Source organism: Burkholderia sp. M6-3 (assembly GCF_050858985.1).
In the GTDB taxonomy this organism is placed as follows: Bacteria; Pseudomonadota; Gammaproteobacteria; order Burkholderiales; family Burkholderiaceae; genus Paraburkholderia; species Paraburkholderia caledonica.
The window spans coordinates 121,083-138,449 of the sequence record NZ_CP110090.1 but is presented as its reverse complement, the minus strand read 5'-3'; the positions used below and the strand labels follow the sequence as shown (position 1 = coordinate 138,449).

The window sequence follows — 17,367 nt, the reverse complement described above, 5'->3', positions numbered from 1 at the left end:
CGCAGCCGTTGGCGCGCATGAATATCCGGTATTCAACATTCGGCAACGAGGGCTCTTCCGTCGTGCTATCAGACTATCTTGCCCATGACGCCATCGGCCTGGCCGAACTGGTGCGAACTCGAGAAGCGAGCGCGCGCGAGTTGATCGACACAGCGATCTCACGCACCGAGGCGGTCAATCCCGCGATCAACGCGATCGTGCTGAAGGACTATGACGCGGCCCGCGAACGCGCGTCGCGTTACGACGCAAGCATGACGAACGGAGCGAATCCCGCAGACGCCGGCAGCAAAGGAACGACGCCGAGCGCGCAGACTGCGCTTGCCGGCGTGCCGTATCTGATCAAGGATCTCGGCGCTCCCGTTGCAGGACTGCGCATGACAATGGGCAGCCGCCACTACCGTCACTTCATTCCCGGCGACGACGCGCCAGTGGTCGCGCTTGCCAAGGCGGCAGGGTTGAACATCTTCGGCAAGACCAGCACTTCTGAGCTTGGCCAGATGCCTTATACGGAGCCCGAACTGTTTGGCGCATGCCGCAATCCGTGGAATCTCGACCATACGCCGGGCGGCTCCAGCGGCGGGGCGGCAGCGGCAGTCGCCGCCGGCATCGTGCCGCTTGCGCATGCGTCGGACGGCGGCGGTTCGATCCGCATTCCTGCATCGTGCTGCGGGCTCTTTGGACTGAAGCCGTCGCGTGGACGTGTGCCGCGCATGCCCGCTGCGGTGACGGCCGGCGAACTCGGCATCGATCACGGCGTATCGCGCAGCGTGCGCGACAGCGCGGTGTTGCTCGACCTTCTTACTGGCAATGCCGACCGTCCGCTCGGCGCGCCCGGCACGTTTCTCGGCGCGAGTCGCGAGCCGTGTAAGCCGCTGAACATCGCTTACGTCACCGAGCCGATGCTTGCGCCGTCCCTGTCCGCCGATGCGCGCGCCGCACTGGAGGACGCCGCGCAACTCGCAAGTTCGCTTGGCCATAACATCGAGCCGATTTCGCTTGGCATCGATTTCGCGGCTGTCAGACACGCGTTTCTCACGCTCTGGTCCGTCACTGCGGAAGATCTCGTGCTGAACGCCGAGCGCATCACCGGGCGCAAACCGCTGCGCGGCGAGTTCGAAATCTCAACATGGGTGATGGCGCACGTGGGCCGCAAGCTCGGCGAACGCGGCCTGCCCGCTGCGCTCGAAGAACAGCGCCGCATCACCGAACGTTTGACCGGTTTGCTGCAGCGCTACGACGTGATCTTGTGCGCGACGCTTGCGAGCGCGCCAATCAAGATCGGCGAGATGCAGCCGACTTCGACGGAACGCATGCAAATGCGCGCCGTCAGCGCCATGCCGCTTGAGCCGCTGCTAAAGAAGCTGCTCGCCGAAGCGTCGAATAAAGCATTTGCGTGGGCAGGCTGCACGGAGTTGTTCAATCTGAGCGGCCAGCCGGCCATGTCGATACCGCTTTACTGGAATGCACGTGGACTTCCGATGGGTGTGCAGTTCGCTGCTCGCGACGGTGGCGAAGCGACGCTGTTGCGCCTCGCCGCGCAACTGGAAGCGGCGCGTCCCTGGTTCAACAAACGGCCGCCGCTTATCAGGGCGCGCACCTAGGCGGCGCAGTTGCTCTTCGACTCGGGCTCAGCAGCTATGACACGCCCGACGCCAACGCCATGCAGATATCGCACCTCCGGAAAGTGTCCCGTGATGTTCTGTGTGAGCGTCAATATGCGTCCGCGCGGCGAAGCCACAAAAAGGGCGTCTGCCGCGCATGGCGGCAGACGCCCAAGTGACAGGTCATTGAACGTGCGCCGCAATATTGCAGCGCTTTTCACATTACAAGTCAGCGCAGCATGTGGGCCACGCGTTCACGCCTTCTTGTTATACGCGCTGCACCAACCCTTGGCCGCGACCTGCTTGCCGGCGAACATCGGGCACGGCGCGTACGGGTCTGCCGCCTTGCCCTGATAGAAGCTGCAATTGCCGCAGTCCTGGCCCGGCGCGTACTTGGCGAACTTCGCCTTGTCGACCTTGCTGGCGTCTTCCTTGTAGCCGAGCGCTTGCGCGGTCGGATCGCTTTCGGCGACCTTCGGCGCATCGGCGAAGGCCTGGCGGGACAGCGCGAGCGACGAGGCAACACCGATGCTGGTGATCAAAAACGTACGACGGGAAGCTTTCATGGGGACTCACTCCATTTATATTGAACTGATCGCCGTTCTATCGACAGCGGTCCCCAAGCATAGCAATGAAGCCGCCGTGCGTGACGGCTCAAATGATAGAGATAAGCGAATCGGTACGAATTGATGCAGCATGGCGGCAGACGCAGCCGCCCTCCTCACGCGCGCCCGCTCAACTCACAGACCCGTTGCGCGATCGCGAGCGAAGCGGTCAGTCCCGGCGATTCGATGCCGAACAGATTGACCAGTCCGCGCACGCCGTGCGCGGCGGGCCCCTGAATCACGAAGTCTGCGGCAGGTTCGCCCGGGCCCGACAGCTTTGGACGGATGCCCGCATAGGCGGGCTGCAACGCATTGTCGGGAAGCGCCGGCCAGTACGCGCGGATTGCCGCGTAGAACGATTCGGCGCGCCGTGGATCGACGTCGTAGTTGATTGCATCGACCCATTCGACGTCGGGACCAAAGCGCGCCTGGCCGCCCAGATCAATTGTCAGATGCACGCCGAGTCCCGCTTCATTGGGCATCGGATAAATCAGCCGGCTGAACGGCGCGCGCCCCGAGATACCGAAGTAGTTGCCGCGCGCGAGATAAAGCGGCGGCACGTGCCGCGCGTCGAGTCCGCGGATCTGGCGGGCGAGCGCGTTTGCGTGCAGCCCGGCGCTGTTGATCACGCAAGCCGAACTGATGGTGGCAGGGGCGTCGCCGCCCACTTTGATGATGAATCGGCCATTACTCGCTTCGATTGCCTCCACAGGCGAGTGAAACGCGAACACCGCGCCATCGCGCTCGGCGTCGCCCTGCAACGCAAGCATCAGCTGATGACTGTCGACAATGCCCGTCTGCGGCGAGAAGACCGCCGCCACACATTCGAGCGCCGGTTCGAGCGCCTGCGCCTGGTCGCCGGTAATACGCATCAGGTCGAGCACGCCGTTTTCGCGGCCTTTGTGCATGATGCTTTCCAGCTGCGGAATCTGATTGGACGACGTCGCTACAAGCAGTTTGCCGCAGCGCGAATGCGGCACGTTATGCTCGACACAGTAGTCGTAGAGCATCTCGCGTCCCCGCACGCACAGCGTTGCCTTGAGCGAGCCGCGTGGATAGTAGATGCCCGCGTGAATCACTTCACTGTTGCGCGAACTCGTGCCTACGCCAATGGCCTCGGCCGCTTCTAGCACGATCACTTCCCGCCCGCGCGCCGCGAGGGCGCGCGCTACCGCGAGCCCGACCACGCCCGCGCCGATTACGACACATTCGATTTGGTCCATGTCCCTCGACGCAGCCAACTTCGCCGCGCGCCGCCTCGTTCACCAATATAGATGACGCCAGCATGCAGCCAACGAGCGTCTTACACCGCTCGCTGGCGAACGCACTGCCGTTTCGCAACCCGCTGCGTGGAATTGTACGACGCCGCACTGAGCTTGATGCCCTCCGTGGTTCCCGAGGCGGCGTAACGCGGGCATCGGCGCCCAAAACAAGCGCAGAGGAGCGAGCAGGAACGTTAGAAGCCGATCGGTCTGCGACGATTGCCATAGTCGAGCCGGATGTCGCCGCCGCCTATCTCGTCGCGCCCGTCGATCCGCGCGGCGCCGAAGCCGTTCAGAATCGCGCGGCGCATTTCGCGTGGCGACGCATTCTTCAACGCCTCGAGGGCGCCCTCTCCGATCTGTTCGGGAAAACGCAGACCCCAGTTGTGTGCGCCGCGAATTTCCGCGTAGATGGATTGCGCGATCCGGCGCGCGCCGTCACGGTCCGGCGGCGGAATTTCATACACATTCATCCGGTTCATGATCGGCTCGGGAATCGAGCGCTCGTCGTTGGCTGTGGCGATCCAGATCACATGGCCGGCGTTGATGGGAACTTCAGCGAATTCGTCGATGAAAGTCTGCGCCGTGTCGTGCTCCAGCAACGCGTACAGCGCGCCGAGCGGATCGTATTGCGAGTCGCCGGTAGCCTTGTCGATTTCGTCGACCGTGATAACAGGGTTTGCATAGCTGCCGTTCACGAGCGCGTCGAACACCTTGCCCGGCTTCGCATTTTTCCATTGCGACGACGCACCGGAAAGAATCCACCCAGCCGTCAACGAACTCATCGCGACGTAGTGATAAGCCGTGCCGAGCAGGCGCGCTAACTGCTTCGCGAAATGCGTCTTGCCGATGCCGGGGTCGCCGAGCAGCAGAATCGGCATCAGTTCGAGCCGGTCTTCCGTCTCGAGACAGAGGGCGACCTGCTTGCGAATATCGTCGAGCGGGTCGGCAAAGTTTGGCAGTGCGTCGATCAGATCGTCGATAGACGGCATGCGGTTCGGCTTGACGCAGAAGCGCAGATTGCCGGTTTTCAGCATCTTTTCGTAGGTTGTACGCAGCGCGTCGTTGGCGCCTTCGCCGAGATCGTTCAAAGCGGTCTCGACCTGATCGAGGTCGTACACCTGACTGAACGATGCGACGGCGATTTCCTGTTTGACCATTGCTGTTGTCATTGCTCACCCCGTTCTGGCTGGCCTTGCTCGGCGGCACCCAAGCCGGGCGCCGTTTCAGGTTCAGTTTAACGAGGACAAATCGCCACGCAAGCCAGCAGTCGCGCGGCTCTGCTGCTAAACAGCCGGTCGTTTGAGACGGGCGGGGGAAGCGCCGTCCGGATTACCGGCCCGACAGGAAATGCATTGTTGCTGAACCCGGCCCCGTTTAACCTGTCAGAAAAGCGTTCTGCTCATCAGGCGTAAGATGGCCATCTAACAACGCTGCCGGACGCAGTCACCGGAGATTTGCTTTATGTGGAAAACCAGTATCGTGGCCGTGCTGCTTGGCACTTCGTTGCTCGCACAGGCGCAGCAACGCCCGCCACAGCCGGTCGTTCAATGGGAGCTGCAAGTACTAAGCGACGGTCAACAGATCGACACGTTCGAAGGCACCACCACGGTTGGCCAGGCGCGCACGGATACGCATCACAAAGTCGTTCAGCATAACGTCGGCTGCAAGGATCGGCCGGCCGGCAGCATCGACCTCGCCCGGACGCTAACCGTGTCGCCATTGCAGGCGGACAGTAACGAGGTCACGCTGTCCATCGAGGCGCAGGAAACTTTCGAGGACTCCGCCGCGCGGCAAACGGACACCGGCTGCAAACTGCCGCCGCAGCCGCGTCAGGTGAGCGCGAGCCACCCGGGTCTGAAAGTGGCAGCGGGTCAAATGGCAAGCTGGACGATCGTCGCCAAAGATCCGAACCTGGTCTATCGCGTCCGCGCGAGCCTGACTAACGGGGCAAGCGGGGCGACAGGCACGAGTGCCGCGAGTGGCGCAAGTGACGCGAACGCCGCGAACTGAGCGGCTAGGCGAAGGGTTGAAAAGCGAAGCTGAAGAGCCAACCTGCACGTTGTTTGAACAACGCACGAATAATCAAAGCCCCGAAAACAGAACACGTGGATAACGCGGCATGCGAAACCCCGAAGAATTGATCCGCGAAAGCACAGCACCCAAAGATTTTGTGGCGGTGAGCTGGAACCTTCACAAAGGGAGAACGCCGCTCGGCTTTCAGGCCTGGCAGGCCATGCAGCGCTGGGTTCAGTCGACTCAAGCCGACGCCTATTTTCTCCAGGAAGCCATGGCGCGGCGCATGCCGTCGCCCGTGCTGGGGAGCAGTTTCGGCGCACCGGTTGCCGATCCGCTAAGCGACGTCTGGCATTGCCAGGCCACCGAAATCGCGCGGGCGCTCCAACTCGAAATCGCGCTCGGGCCGAACGTCTTCAAACCGTCCTGGCGACACGGAAATGCAATCCTGTCGCCGCATCCGCTCGATCTCGGCGGACGCTGGGACATCTCCGCGCATCGCTTTGAGAAACGCGGCCTGCTTGTCGCGCGCGCAACGTTCGGCGGGCACTCGGTCACCTTGTTGTGCGCGCACCTTGCCCTTACGCGCTCGGCGCGCTTGCGTCAGATGAACTGGATCGCCCATTGGATCGCGAAAGAAGCGCCGGACGGGCCACTCGTGCTGGCCGGTGACTTCAACGACTGGCGCAACGACTCGGTGCCGCTTTTCGGCGAACATGGCCTGCACGAAGTCGCGACGCTGCTCGGCGAATCCGGCCGCACCTTCCCGGCTTTTTCGCCAGCCCTCGCGCTGGACAAGATGTTCATCCGCGGCATGAAGCCGATTGAGTGGATTCAACCGACGCAGGAGACCGCGTGGCTTTCCGATCACCTGCCGTACATGGCGCGGCTGCGCGTCGAATGACGGCGCGAAAGTGAAATGGAAGTTGTAAGGGGCGGTGCGACCGCCCCTTTTCTTTACCGCAGCAGGTGTAGGAGATTCCGACGGACTCCACGCCCCAAGCGGCTACATCCGTTTAGGCGTCCACGTCACCGTAGCCGAGAGTTCCTCGCCCGGTTGCAGCACGCAGCCGCCCACATGCTCACGCGGACCGGACGCGTTAAAGCAATCGGTCGTGTTCGTCACCGGCTCGACACATAGCTGCGAGTCGTCGGCGGGCGCAAAAATCACCATATGGTCGAACGGCGCGTCGGCGGTCATCGTCAATTGACGGCTTTCGTCGGGCCATGCGATCGTCGCTTCGCGCGCCCAGTTTGCGAAGTTGTTGTCCAGATCGAAAGCATCCGCAGAGAGACCGTCGCAGCGCAATGCATCGACAGCCGGATGCTGACCAAGATGCGTCGGCAGCACTTGAGCGTCGGCGTGCCACATCGCCGATACATCGGCGTAGATGCGCGTTTGCCGCGTGCGCGGATAGTAAGGATGGTGTCCCATGCCGAACGGCATTGCCCGCCCCGACAGGTTTTGCGCCGACAGCGTGATGCGCAACGCCTGATCGCTGAGTTCGATCCGCTGCCGCGCGCGATACCGGAATGGCCAATCGCCGGCAATGCGCGAATCGGGTTCGTGCTCGAAATGCAGATCCACCGAATTTGGCGTGAGCACGGCAACTTGCCACGGACGTCGCCACGCATTGCCATGCAGCGCGTGCGCAAAGCGCGGGTCGTTACCGCTGAGATCGACTATGGCGCCGTCGAATCCGAAGCGCGCATCGCGAATCCGGTTGCAGTACGGAAAGAGCGGAAAACTCGCCATGCGCAACGGGTCCTGCTCGGTGAAAGCGGCATGCGAAGCAGGCCGCATCCAGTGCAGCGGACCGTTCGCCGTGCTCTCGTAGAAAGCAGCCAGCGCGCCGCCAATCGCAGGCGCGACCACGAGCCGCAGCGTGCCGGCCGTCAGCGTGACAAGCTCCGGCGCGATGGAACGATCGTCGAGCCAGGCCAGTTCGGTTGCAACAGGTAACTTCGGATTGGCGGAAACGTTGGGCATGTGGAGAGAGAGAAAACGTGGCATCGCGCGAAGACAGCTAACGGCTACAGCGCGGACGCTGTTGGCGTCGATGTACCGCGCGCTCTGCACGGTCCGTGCGGATCAAGGTCCGCGCGTCGCAGAATCGCACGCCACGACGCGTCGGTCAATATTATTAGTAATAATACCGCCTTCAACCACAGCGAAACTCCCTCCCACCTGCGCCCGTCATGACGGGTTAGCGCGCGTTGCCGGGCGCATATTATTAGTGGTACCGTCAGCACGGAATGTTCAGCATGTCTTCGCTTTAGCGCCGCTGCCGCGCGGCCCGCACAATGAAAAAATCGACTCAACGCCGTCCCACCATGACCGACATCGCCAAATTCACTGGCGTGTCGCAATCGACTGTCTCACTGGTGCTCAACAACGCGACCGGCGCGAAGTTTTCCGAGAATACCCGCAAGAAGATTCTCAAGGCCGCGCACGACCTCGGCTACCGGCTTGCACCGCGCGCGCCGGTCGCGGCTTCGAGCGACGAACGCAATCTGATCGTCTATCTCGCCGACGAAATCTCCACGAGCCCGCATCCAGTCGTTAATGTTGACGGCGCCCGTGACGCGGCCTACGCGAGCGGCAAGATGCTGGCGGTCTATTCGACGCACGGCAACGCCGACATCGAAAAGCAGGTGCTCGACACAACGTTGTCGAACCCGCATGTGCTCGGCGTAATTTACGCGACCGTCTATACGCGCAAGGTGACGCCGCCCGCCGCGCTCTCTCGCGTGCCGACCGTGCTGCTGAACTGCTACACGGGCGACAGCGGCTTTTCGTCGGTCGTGCCGGCCGAAGTCGCGGGCGGTCATCTGGCCACCGACTATCTGCTGCAAGCGGGGCATCGGCGAATTGGCTATATCAACGGCGAGCCGTGGCAGGATGCGTCGAAAGACCGGCTCAAAGGCTATCGCACCGCGCTGGCGACGGCCGATCTGCCGTACGCACCCGAACTGGTCCGCGACGGCGACTGGAGTTCTGGACTCGGCTTCGAGCTGACGCTTTCGCTGATGCGCGAACCCAATCCGCCGACAGCGATTTTCTGCGCGAACGACCTGACCGCGATCGGCGCGATCGAAGCGCTGAAGCAGCTCGGCCTCCGCGTTCCCGATGACGTCTCCGTGCTGGGCTACGACGACCAGGAAATTGCTCGCCATACGCATCCGCCGCTATCCACGGTCGTGCTGCCGAACTACGAACTGGGACGTTGGGCCGTCGAAACGCTGCTTCAGGAAGAGCACAACCGGGCAGCCGGCGCACCGGTGCGGCACCGCATGGTGAAGCTCGACGGACCGCTCGTCGAACGTGCTTCAGTGCGGGTAATTACCGAGGCGAAAAATCCCATGACTAATATTATTAGTGATTGACCGATAATAATTCACGGTGAAATAATCGACGCGTCCGGTCGTGGCAAAGTTGTCGGGCGAAAGCAAAATCAAAAAGCAAAATACACCTCACCAGGTACTGGAGGAAGACATGGCGTTGCTCAACAAAGAGGCGCGCAGGAATGCGCGCACGCAGAAGATTCGTCCGCTGGCGGGTTCACTGCTGGCTCTGGCAGTCGGTCTCGGCGCGGGTCTTGGTGCGATCGCGGCGCACGCGGACGACGCGTTGCCGAAACTGCCCGGCAAGACTCCGCTCAAGGTCGGCTTCGCGCAGACCGAAAGCAATAACCCGTGGCGCCTCGCGGAAACACGCAGCTTCAAGGAAGTGGCCGCGAAATGCGGCTGGCAGCTCGTGATGACCGACGCCAACGGCTCGAACTCCAAGCAGGTGTCCGACATTCAAAGCATGATCGCGCAGCACGTCGATCTGCTGGTTTTCCCGCCGCGTGAAGAGAAGCCGCTTGCACCCGTCGTGCTGCAGGCGAAAAAGGCCGGCATTCCGGTGATTCTGGTCGACCGTAACGTCGATCAGTCGGTGGCCGTCGCGGGCCGCGACTACATCACGTTTATCGGCTCCGACTTCATCGATCAGGGTCATCGCGCCGCAGACTGGCTCGTCAAGGCAACGGGCGGCAAGGCGAAGATCATCGAACTCGAAGGCACGACAGGCGCGTCCGCCGCGAACGATCGCAAGAAGGGCTTCGACGAAATCATCGCGAAGAATCCGGGCATGACGATCATCGCGTCGCAGAGCGGCGACTTCGCGCGCGACAAAGGCCGTCAAGTGATGGAAACGTTGCTTCAGGCCCATCCGGACGTCACCGCCGTCTACGCACACAACGACGAGATGGCGCTCGGCGCGATCGCCGCGATCAAGGCGGCGGGCAAGCAGCCTGGCAAAGACATCCAGATCGTCACCATCGACGGCACCAAGGGCGGACTCGACGCCATCGCCGCCGGCGAACTGGGCGCGAGCGTGCAGTCGAGCCCGTTCTTCGGGCCGCTCGCCTGCGACGTCGCTCAGCGTTATGCGAAAGGTGAAAAGATCCCAACCTGGGTCAAGGTGTCGGACCGTTTCTACGACAAGAGCAACGTGCAGCAGAGCATGCAATACGGCTACTGACCGTGTTGCTGGCGAAGCTCGCCAACCAGGCAGCAAGAAGTCTCCGGCTTGAAGCAGTCTCCTCTGCAAGCGGATGACGGAAGGGTTCGAAGCGACGCGCCCGTGAACCACGGACCGTCGCTTCGCTTTTATGCAGCGTAAGATGGTCAGGCGCAAAGCGCCGAGCGTTGTACGCGCATCAGGAGGACACCTGTGACGCAATCCGGCATGCACACGCCGCACTCCCCGCAGCCTTCGCAGTCTCCAGTTACACGTCCGCTGCTGCTCGAGATGCAGGACATCGGCATCAGCTTCGGTGGTGTGCCCGCGTTGCGCGGCGCGAATCTCAGCGTCGCGGCGGGCGAAGTGCACGCGCTGATCGGCCAGAACGGCGCAGGCAAATCCACCATGATCAAGATCCTGACCGGCGCTTATCGGCGCGGCTCGGGCAGCGTGCGCTTCGAGGGCCGCGAAGTCGATTTCCGCACACCGAAGCAGGCGCGCGAAGCCGGTATCAGCACGATCTATCAGGAGATCAACCTGGTGCCGTTCCGCTCGGTGGCCGAGAACATTTTTCTTGGCCGCGAGCCGCGCCGCTTCGGTCTGATCGATTGGCGCACGGTGCAGCATCGCGCCGCCGCACTACTCGACTCGTTCGGCTTGCATATCGATGTGAAGAGACCGGTGGGTCGCTATTCGACTGCCATTCAGCAAATGGTCGCGCTTGCGCGCGCCGTTTCTTCCGACGCGAAGATGGTCATCATGGACGAATCCACTTCGTCGCTCGACGAACGCGAAGTGGAGTTGCTATTCACCGTGGTGCGCAAGCTGCGTGACGATGGGCGGGCGGTGATTTTCGTGTCGCATCGGCTGGACGAACTGTATGCGCTGTGCGACCGCGTCACGGTGATGCGCGACGGTCAGACCGTTGCGCAAAGCACGATGGCGGAGATGGACAAGCTGCAACTCGTGACGACGATGCTCGGCCGTACGCTCGCTGCCGTCGTCCACGACGATCCCGCGGCACGCGAAGCGAATCTCGCACGACGCGGCAAGCAGGCCATCGCCGCGCGCGATCTCGGCGCGCATCCGAAAGTGGGCGACGTCTCGCTCGAAGTGCATGCGGGCGAAGCCGTGGGTCTGGCGGGCCTGCTCGGTTCAGGGCGTACCGAAACCATGCGGCTGATGTTCGGCGCCGATCCGCTGGAACGCGGGTCGGTTTCGGTCGACGGTGCAACGGTGACGCTGAAATCGCCGCAAGACGCAATCGCGCGCGGTCTCGCGTATCTGACCGAAGACCGCAAGGCCGAAGGCATCGTCCCGGAACTGTCGGTGCGCGACAACCTCACCCTCGTCTGTCTGCGCACGCTGACGAGAAACGGCATCGTCGATGTGAAGAAACAGCAGGCGATTGTCGATCGCTTCATTGCGTCGCTCGGCATCAAGCTGCGCTCCGCCGATCAACCGATCCGCGAACTGTCGGGCGGTAATCAGCAGAAAGTGCTGCTTGCGCGTTGGCTCGCCGCCGAGCCGTCGCTTCTGCTGCTCGACGAACCGACGCGCGGCATCGACGTGGGTGCGAAGGCGGACGTCGCGAAGATCGTGCGCGAGTTGCGCGACGCGGGACTCGCCGTGCTCATGTCCGCTTCGGAACTGGAAGAGTTGACGGCGGTGGCCGACCGCGCGGTCGTGATTCGCGACGGCCGGACCGTCGCGGAACTGAACGGCGCCGAAATGAGCGAGAGCGCGATCATGGACGCCATTGCCTACGGCGGCGACAGCAGTTCGCAACTGGCCGAAGCGGCGCAGACGCAGACGGCGAATGCCGCCCATATCGAAGACGCGCTGGAGGGCGACCGTCATGGCGTTTAAGCTGGACACGGAGTCTTTGCAAAGCGAGCCGCAGGCAGGGCAGGAAGCCAGACCGCAAACCGGCAGCGAAGCGTCGCCTGAGCAGGCAAGTTCGTCGGCTTCCCAAGCCACCGGCGTGCGCAACTGGCGGCGCCTCGCGATGCAACGAGAAGTGATCGTGCTGCTCGCGATGGTGCTGTTCAACCTGATCTTCACGCCGCATTTCTGGTCGCTACAGACGTTCAACGTGAACCTCACGCAGGTGGTGACGATCGTGATCGTCGGCATCGGCATGACGCTGGTGGTCGCGACAGGCGGCATCGATTTGTCGGTCGGCGCGTCCATGGCCATCTCGGGCGCGCTCGCACCGATGCTCTTCCTCAACATACCCGGACCCGGCGGCATCGCGCTGGCGTTTGTACTGCCGGTGCTGGCCGCGGCGTTGTGCGGTGTCTTCAACGGACTGCTGGTAACAAGGCTTGCCGTTCAACCGATTGTCGCGACGCTCGTCCTCTTCATCGCCGGACGCGGCATTGCCCAGGTCGTCACCGACGGCAGCCTGCAGGCGTTCAACACGCCGGCCTTCCAATGGATTGCGCTTGGCAAGGTCGCGGGCGTGCCGTTCCAGGTGCTCCTCATGCTCGCGCTGGTGGTCGCATTCGCGTGGATCGTGCGTAAGACGCTGTTTGGTCAGTATCTGCTGATCACCGGCGGCAACGAGAAGGCGGCTTATCTGTCGGGCGTGCCGACGGCGAGCGTCAAGCTGATCGCCTACACGTTGTGTGCGGCGCTGGCCGGACTGGCCGGGCTGATTTCGATCTCCGTTAATTCTTCGTCGGATGCGAACGTGGTCGGGCTCGGCATCGAACTCGATGCGATCGCCGCGGTGGCGGTGGGCGGCACGGCGCTGACCGGCGGCAAGGCGTTTATCGGCGGCACGCTGGTCGGCGCGTTGATCATCCAGTTGCTGCGCTACACGTTGCTCGCGCACGGCATTCCCGATGCAGCCGCGCTGGTGGTGAAGGCCGGCATTATCGTCGCCGCGGTGTACGTGCAGCGGCGCTCGCGCTAACGCCAGGAACCTTATCGCGATGAAAAAGAATCTGCCTATCCTGCTCGCGCTGGTTGCGCTCGTCGTGCTCGGCCTGGTGCGCTACGAGCATTTCGCGTCGGCGTACAACATCACTTCGTTCTGGCGTTACAACTCGATGTTCGCGCTGATCTCGGTCGGCATGGCGTTCGTGATCATCACGGGTGGCATCGACCTGTCCGTGGGAACGGTCGCGGCCATGTCGAGCGTCGTGGCGGCACTGGCGAGCGCGCACGGAGGCTGGGTCGCCGTGGTCGCGGGTTGCGCGGCCGGGCTTGCAGTCGGCGTGCTGAACGGAGTCATCATCACGCGGCTGAAAATTCTGCCCTTCATCGTGACGCTCGCGACGAGCCTCGGCGCACACGGCGTCGCGCTGCTGCTCGGCAAGAACGATGCAGTGTCGATAGCCTCGGATTCAAATTTTGCCAACGTCGGCCAAGGCGATCTGTTCGGCTTGCCGATTCCCGGCATCGTCGCCGCGCTGGTCGCCGGGGCCGGCTGGCTTGCGCTGCGCAGCACGCGCTTCGGGCGGCATTCGCTCGCCATTGGTGGAAGCGAGGAAGCGGCGCGGCTAATGGGCCTGAACGTGGACCGCACGCTCGTCATGGCCTATGCGGTCAGCGGCCTGCTCGCCGGCATGGCGGGCGTGATCCTGGCCGCGCAGTTCGGCGCAGGGCAGCCGAACGAGGGCGTCGGCTGGGAGTTGTTCGCGATCTCCGCAGTGGTGCTCGGCGGCACGCTGCTCACGGGCGGAGAAGGCTCGATTGCGATGACGATTGCCGGCGTGCTGTTGCTCGGCCTCGTGTTCAATCTGCTGAACTTTGAGAACGGCCTCGGGTTCATCAGCCTGTCGGCGTACTGGCAATCGGTGATTCGAGGCGTGTTTCTGCTGCTCGTCATCGTTTTGCAAGCAAGAGTGTTGAAGCAGCGGGGCAACAAGAGGATGGACGCAGCCGCGCAGAGTTAGGCGACGGGTGACTGGCTAGAGCGCGGCGCCCCCAGCCGCGCCGGGCTGCCGCGAGGCCGCTCCACGCGGCTTTTTTCTGGCGCGTTTGCCTGCTTTATCGGCAGGGTCTATGCTGCGCCGCACGGCAGGTTTCGGTATTATCCCGAAAATGTTGGCCGCGCGGCGCACCTACCCGGCGCGATCCGGCAGCCAATGGCGACCGCCCTGCGCGGCTTTCGCCCATCGCCGTACCCGTGGTGAAGCGCGGCTACCATCACGCCAGTTTTTCCCGCCGCCGATCGCACTTAGATGCGGCGCGGGCGCTTTCAAACCAGTAATCCGCTTGATGACCGCAGGCCGCTAACCGTCGCCTGGACTGCTGTATCAGTGCCAGCCGCAATGCTTTTGGCCGCGCTCCTGGCGGCGCTTGTCTCTGTATTTGTCGCGCCCTATCGCCCGCGCCACGGCCCACCAGCTGCGGGCGCGGTAAAATAATGGATTGCGTGCACTTCCCGTTCGCGGGTGAGCGCAGCATCGCCCTTGCCGTGCCGGCCGGCTCGAACGACTGGCCGCCTTTGTTTTCGCACTATCCAAGAAGCCATGAGCAACCTCAATTCACAAACCGTCCTGAGCGTCCATCACTGGACCGATACGCTTTTCAGCTTCACCTGCACGCGCGATCCGTCGTTCCGTTTCGAAAACGGCCAGTTCACGATGGTGGGCCTCGAAGTCGACGGCAAGCCGCTGATCCGCGCTTACAGCCTCGCCAGTGCGAACTACGAAGAACATCTCGAATTCCTGAGCATCAAGGTGCAGGACGGCCCGCTCACGTCACGTTTGCAGCATTTGAAGGTGGGCGACCAGGTGCTGATCGGCAAAAAGCCGGTCGGCACGTTGATGGCCGACAACCTGCTGCCGGGCAAGACGCTGTGGCTGTTGTCCACGGGTACGGGCCTCGCGCCGTTCATGTCGATCATCAAAGATCCGGACATCTACGACCGTTACGAGCGCGTGGTTCTCACGCACACCTGCCGTTTCGTCGACGAACTGGCGTACAAGGAATACATCACCGACCACCTGCCGGCGCACGAGCACCTCGGCGAACTGGTGCAGGAAAAGCTGCTGTATTACCCCACCGTCACGCGTGAACCGTTCCAGAACCGTGGCCGTATTACCGAACTGATCGAAACCGAAAAGCTGTTCGCCGACCTCGGCGTGCCCGGCTTCTCGCTCGAAGACGACCGTGTGATGCTCTGCGGCAGCCCGCACATGCTGCGCGACACGCGCAAACTGCTCGACGACCTCGGCTTCCAGGAAGGCAGCAACAATGCGCCGGGCCATTACGTGGTGGAAAAAGCGTTCGTCGGTTAAGCCGATTACCGCGGCCTACGCCGCAACTCGCGCAAAAGGAGCCTTCTGGCTCCTTTTTTTTCGCGGTTACAATTGGGCGTCACACAGTTGACGTTTAATGTCGGAATTCTTCCTACAAAAGCGCCAGTGACCAAGGGCAACCGTTGCTCCTGATATTCGCGCTAACCCTTGGTGCGCCTGTATTGTTCCTCTTTTTAAGATATGATCGCGGCGCACTGACGGTCGATTTTGTTGTGGCTCATGGTGCGCCCCGCTTGTTACTGAATGTAAATTTCGTTACGTTTGCGGTAGTGAATTCGCCTCGCGCTTTTCCAATACGGGCCGTCCGGGTGTACTGAGACCTTATGCATTCTTTCGTTTTCGCGGCGCCGATGCGCCACTCTGTCGTTGTCCGCGCCGCTTGCTGAGAGAAAGTCATGGATACGTCGACTGTCGTCCGATTAACCGCCCATTCGCCGACGCCGTTGCTGCGCGACGGTTTCGACGCGAGCGGTATAACCGCTAAGTCGGCTGAGCGCGAACTGGCGCGGCTTCGCGCTCGGGTGCGTGAACTTTCCACGGAACTCGTCAGGGCGCAGGAAGCGGCTTGCCGCCATGTTGCGCGCGAGCTGCACGACGGCGTGGGCGCCGAGTTGACCGCCACGCGCTTTGCGCTCGCCGGCGTGGAGACATGGCTACCCGCCGACGCTCCGGCACAATGCTCGGCCGCGCTCGCCGTCGCGAACCGTTCGCTCGACGCCGTCTGCACCGCAACGCGTCAGGCTGTGGCGGAACTACACGCACCGGCGCTGGAAGCGGGCATCGTCGGCGCGCTTTCGCAATGGACCGGTGATTTCGCCGCGCGCACGCAGTTGCGCACGAGCTTCGTCTGCGCCGCCGACGTCCGTATCACACGGCTACCCGGCGACGCGGCGCTAGCCGTGTTTCGCGTCGCGCAGGAAGCACTGAACAACATCGCCAAACATGCGCGCGCCCAATCCGCCGACGTGCGCATCGAGACAAGCCGCCGTCATCTCACGCTGATAGTCAGCGACGACGGAATCGGCGTTTCGCGCAACGCCCAGCGGCGCAATGGTCATTTCGGCTTGAGCGGAATGAAGGCGCGTTGCGCCACCTTCGACGGCTCGCTGCGCGTGACTGCGCGGCGCGACAAGAACGATGGTTCGCGCGGTACCGGCGGCGAAGACTCGCGCGGCACGCTCGTGCGTGCGCGCTTCGCGTGGGACGCGATGCTCGTCGACGGGCACGCCGCCGGACTGCGCGCGGTGCAATTGTGAGCGAGCCGTCATGAGTCTGCGCATCCTGCTCGCCGACGATCACGCCGTGGTCCGCCAGGGCGTGCGTCAATTACTGGTCGATCGCGGCGTGGCCCGCGAGGTCACCGAGGCGCAAACCGGCGCAGAAGCGCTCAATGCCGTCGCCGGCCAGAACTACGACGTGGTGCTGCTCGACATTTCGCTGCCGGACATGAACGGCGTGGAAGTACTCAAGCGCCTGAAACGCACGGCACCGCGGGTGGCGGTGCTGATGTTCTCGATGTACCGCGAGGATCAGTATGCGGTGCGCGCCCTGAAGGCCGGCGCCGCGGGCTATCTGTCGAAGACCGTCGACGCCGCGCAGATGATCGGCGCGATCCAGCAGGTCGCTGCGGGCCGCAAGTACGTGAGCCCGGCGATGGCGGAGGCGCTGGCCGATTACGTCTCGTTCGACGGCGAACAGTTGCCGCACGAAAAGCTCTCCGACCGTGAATACCAGACGCTGTGCATGCTCGCTTCGGGCAAACGGCTGACTGACATCGCCGAAGCACTGTCGCTGTCGGTGAAAACGGTGAGCGTGTATCGCACCCGTCTGCTCGAAAAGATGAAGCTGCGCAACAACGCGGAACTCACTTTCTACGTGATGAGCAACCGCCTCGTCGACCTCAATCCAGCGATGGCGGGCTGAACCGCGGCTTGTTATCGCTCTTGCCGCTTCACTATCGCTTTCGTCGCCACTCCGACGTCCAAAAATTAACCGGCGATCACGCCAGTCCAATAGCGCGTCCCAAAAAGGTGCATAGGGCGCGCATCCGCTAAAATTGCGGGTTTCCCCGACATTCGGCGCGCGACGCGCGTGCAC

At 62.9% G+C, this 17,367-nt stretch carries 15 protein-coding genes; 11 read left to right on the top strand and 4 right to left on the bottom strand.

The genetic code is table 11. The features are described from left to right. Window positions 1–62: 62 nt before the first annotated feature. On the top strand, window positions 63–1,601 hold the full coding sequence (locus OH764_RS00585) for an amidase (RefSeq protein ID WP_498848848.1): 1,539 nt from the start codon (window positions 63–65) through the stop codon (window positions 1,599–1,601). A 254-nt stretch (window positions 1,602–1,855) separates the two neighbouring features. On the opposite strand, the gene OH764_RS00580 is transcribed toward OH764_RS00585, so the two are convergent. The 3 genes from OH764_RS00580 to OH764_RS00570 form a co-directional block, all read right to left on the bottom strand. Beyond that, window positions 1,856–2,167 carry a high-potential iron-sulfur protein gene (locus tag OH764_RS00580; RefSeq protein ID WP_498847644.1) on the bottom strand — a complete coding sequence of 104 codons (312 nt, stop codon included), beginning with the start codon at window positions 2,165–2,167 and terminating at the stop codon, window positions 1,856–1,858. 155 nt (window positions 2,168–2,322) lie between these two features. Then, window positions 2,323–3,429, bottom strand: coding sequence for an NAD(P)/FAD-dependent oxidoreductase (locus OH764_RS00575; protein WP_498847643.1), 1,107 nt, complete (start codon window positions 3,427–3,429; stop codon window positions 2,323–2,325). A 233-nt stretch (window positions 3,430–3,662) separates the two neighbouring features. Next, window positions 3,663–4,640, bottom strand: coding sequence for an AAA family ATPase (locus OH764_RS00570; protein WP_027804494.1), 978 nt, complete (start codon window positions 4,638–4,640; stop codon window positions 3,663–3,665). A 292-nt stretch (window positions 4,641–4,932) separates the two neighbouring features. Between OH764_RS00570 and OH764_RS00565 the strand changes: the two genes are divergently transcribed. Both OH764_RS00565 and OH764_RS00560 read left to right on the top strand, forming a co-directional pair. After that, a complete protein-coding gene (locus tag OH764_RS00565; protein WP_498847642.1) occupies window positions 4,933–5,481 on the top strand; it encodes a hypothetical protein in 549 nt (182 codons plus the stop codon). 109 nt (window positions 5,482–5,590) lie between these two features. Beyond that, entirely contained in the window at window positions 5,591–6,388 is a 798-nt protein-coding gene (locus OH764_RS00560; protein WP_317020465.1) for an endonuclease/exonuclease/phosphatase family protein, read from the top strand. 102 nt (window positions 6,389–6,490) lie between these two features. On the opposite strand, the gene OH764_RS00555 is transcribed toward OH764_RS00560, so the two are convergent. Further along, on the bottom strand, window positions 6,491–7,474 hold the full coding sequence (locus tag OH764_RS00555; RefSeq protein ID WP_498847641.1) for an aldose 1-epimerase: 984 nt from the start codon (window positions 7,472–7,474) through the stop codon (window positions 6,491–6,493). A gap of 344 nt (window positions 7,475–7,818) precedes the next feature. Between OH764_RS00555 and OH764_RS00550 the strand changes: the two genes are divergently transcribed. The 8 genes from OH764_RS00550 (at window position 7,819) to rqpR (ending at window position 17,193) form a co-directional block, all read left to right on the top strand. Beyond that, window positions 7,819–8,871 (top strand): LacI family DNA-binding transcriptional regulator, encoded by a 1,053-nt coding sequence (locus OH764_RS00550; RefSeq protein ID WP_087751713.1) that lies wholly within the window; start codon window positions 7,819–7,821, stop codon window positions 8,869–8,871. 109 nt (window positions 8,872–8,980) lie between these two features. Next, a complete protein-coding gene (locus OH764_RS00545; RefSeq protein WP_087751714.1) occupies window positions 8,981–10,012 on the top strand; it encodes an ABC transporter substrate-binding protein in 1,032 nt (343 codons plus the stop codon). A 192-nt stretch (window positions 10,013–10,204) separates the two neighbouring features. Beyond that, entirely contained in the window at window positions 10,205–11,863 is a 1,659-nt protein-coding gene (locus OH764_RS00540) for a sugar ABC transporter ATP-binding protein (protein WP_498847640.1), read from the top strand. Next, the gene (locus tag OH764_RS00535; protein ID WP_498847639.1) at window positions 11,853–12,914 is read left to right on the top strand and encodes an ABC transporter permease; all 1,062 of its coding nucleotides are present in this window, start codon (window positions 11,853–11,855) and stop codon (window positions 12,912–12,914) included. The genes OH764_RS00540 and OH764_RS00535 overlap by 11 nt, the downstream gene beginning before the upstream one ends. A 19-nt stretch (window positions 12,915–12,933) precedes the next feature. Continuing rightward, window positions 12,934–13,899 (top strand): ABC transporter permease, encoded by a 966-nt coding sequence (locus OH764_RS00530; RefSeq protein ID WP_498847638.1) that lies wholly within the window; start codon window positions 12,934–12,936, stop codon window positions 13,897–13,899. A 579-nt stretch (window positions 13,900–14,478) separates the two neighbouring features. Continuing rightward, window positions 14,479–15,249 (top strand): ferredoxin--NADP reductase, encoded by a 771-nt coding sequence (locus OH764_RS00525; RefSeq protein ID WP_020067214.1) that lies wholly within the window; start codon window positions 14,479–14,481, stop codon window positions 15,247–15,249. Window positions 15,250–15,665: 416 nt separating this feature from the next. Further along, on the top strand, window positions 15,666–16,526 hold the full coding sequence (locus tag OH764_RS00520; RefSeq protein WP_498847637.1) for a sensor histidine kinase: 861 nt from the start codon (window positions 15,666–15,668) through the stop codon (window positions 16,524–16,526). Between the two features lie 10 nt (window positions 16,527–16,536). Further along, on the top strand, window positions 16,537–17,193 hold the full coding sequence (gene rqpR / locus OH764_RS00515; RefSeq protein WP_498847636.1) for a response regulator transcription factor RqpR: 657 nt from the start codon (window positions 16,537–16,539) through the stop codon (window positions 17,191–17,193). Window positions 17,194–17,367 lie beyond the last annotated feature (174 nt).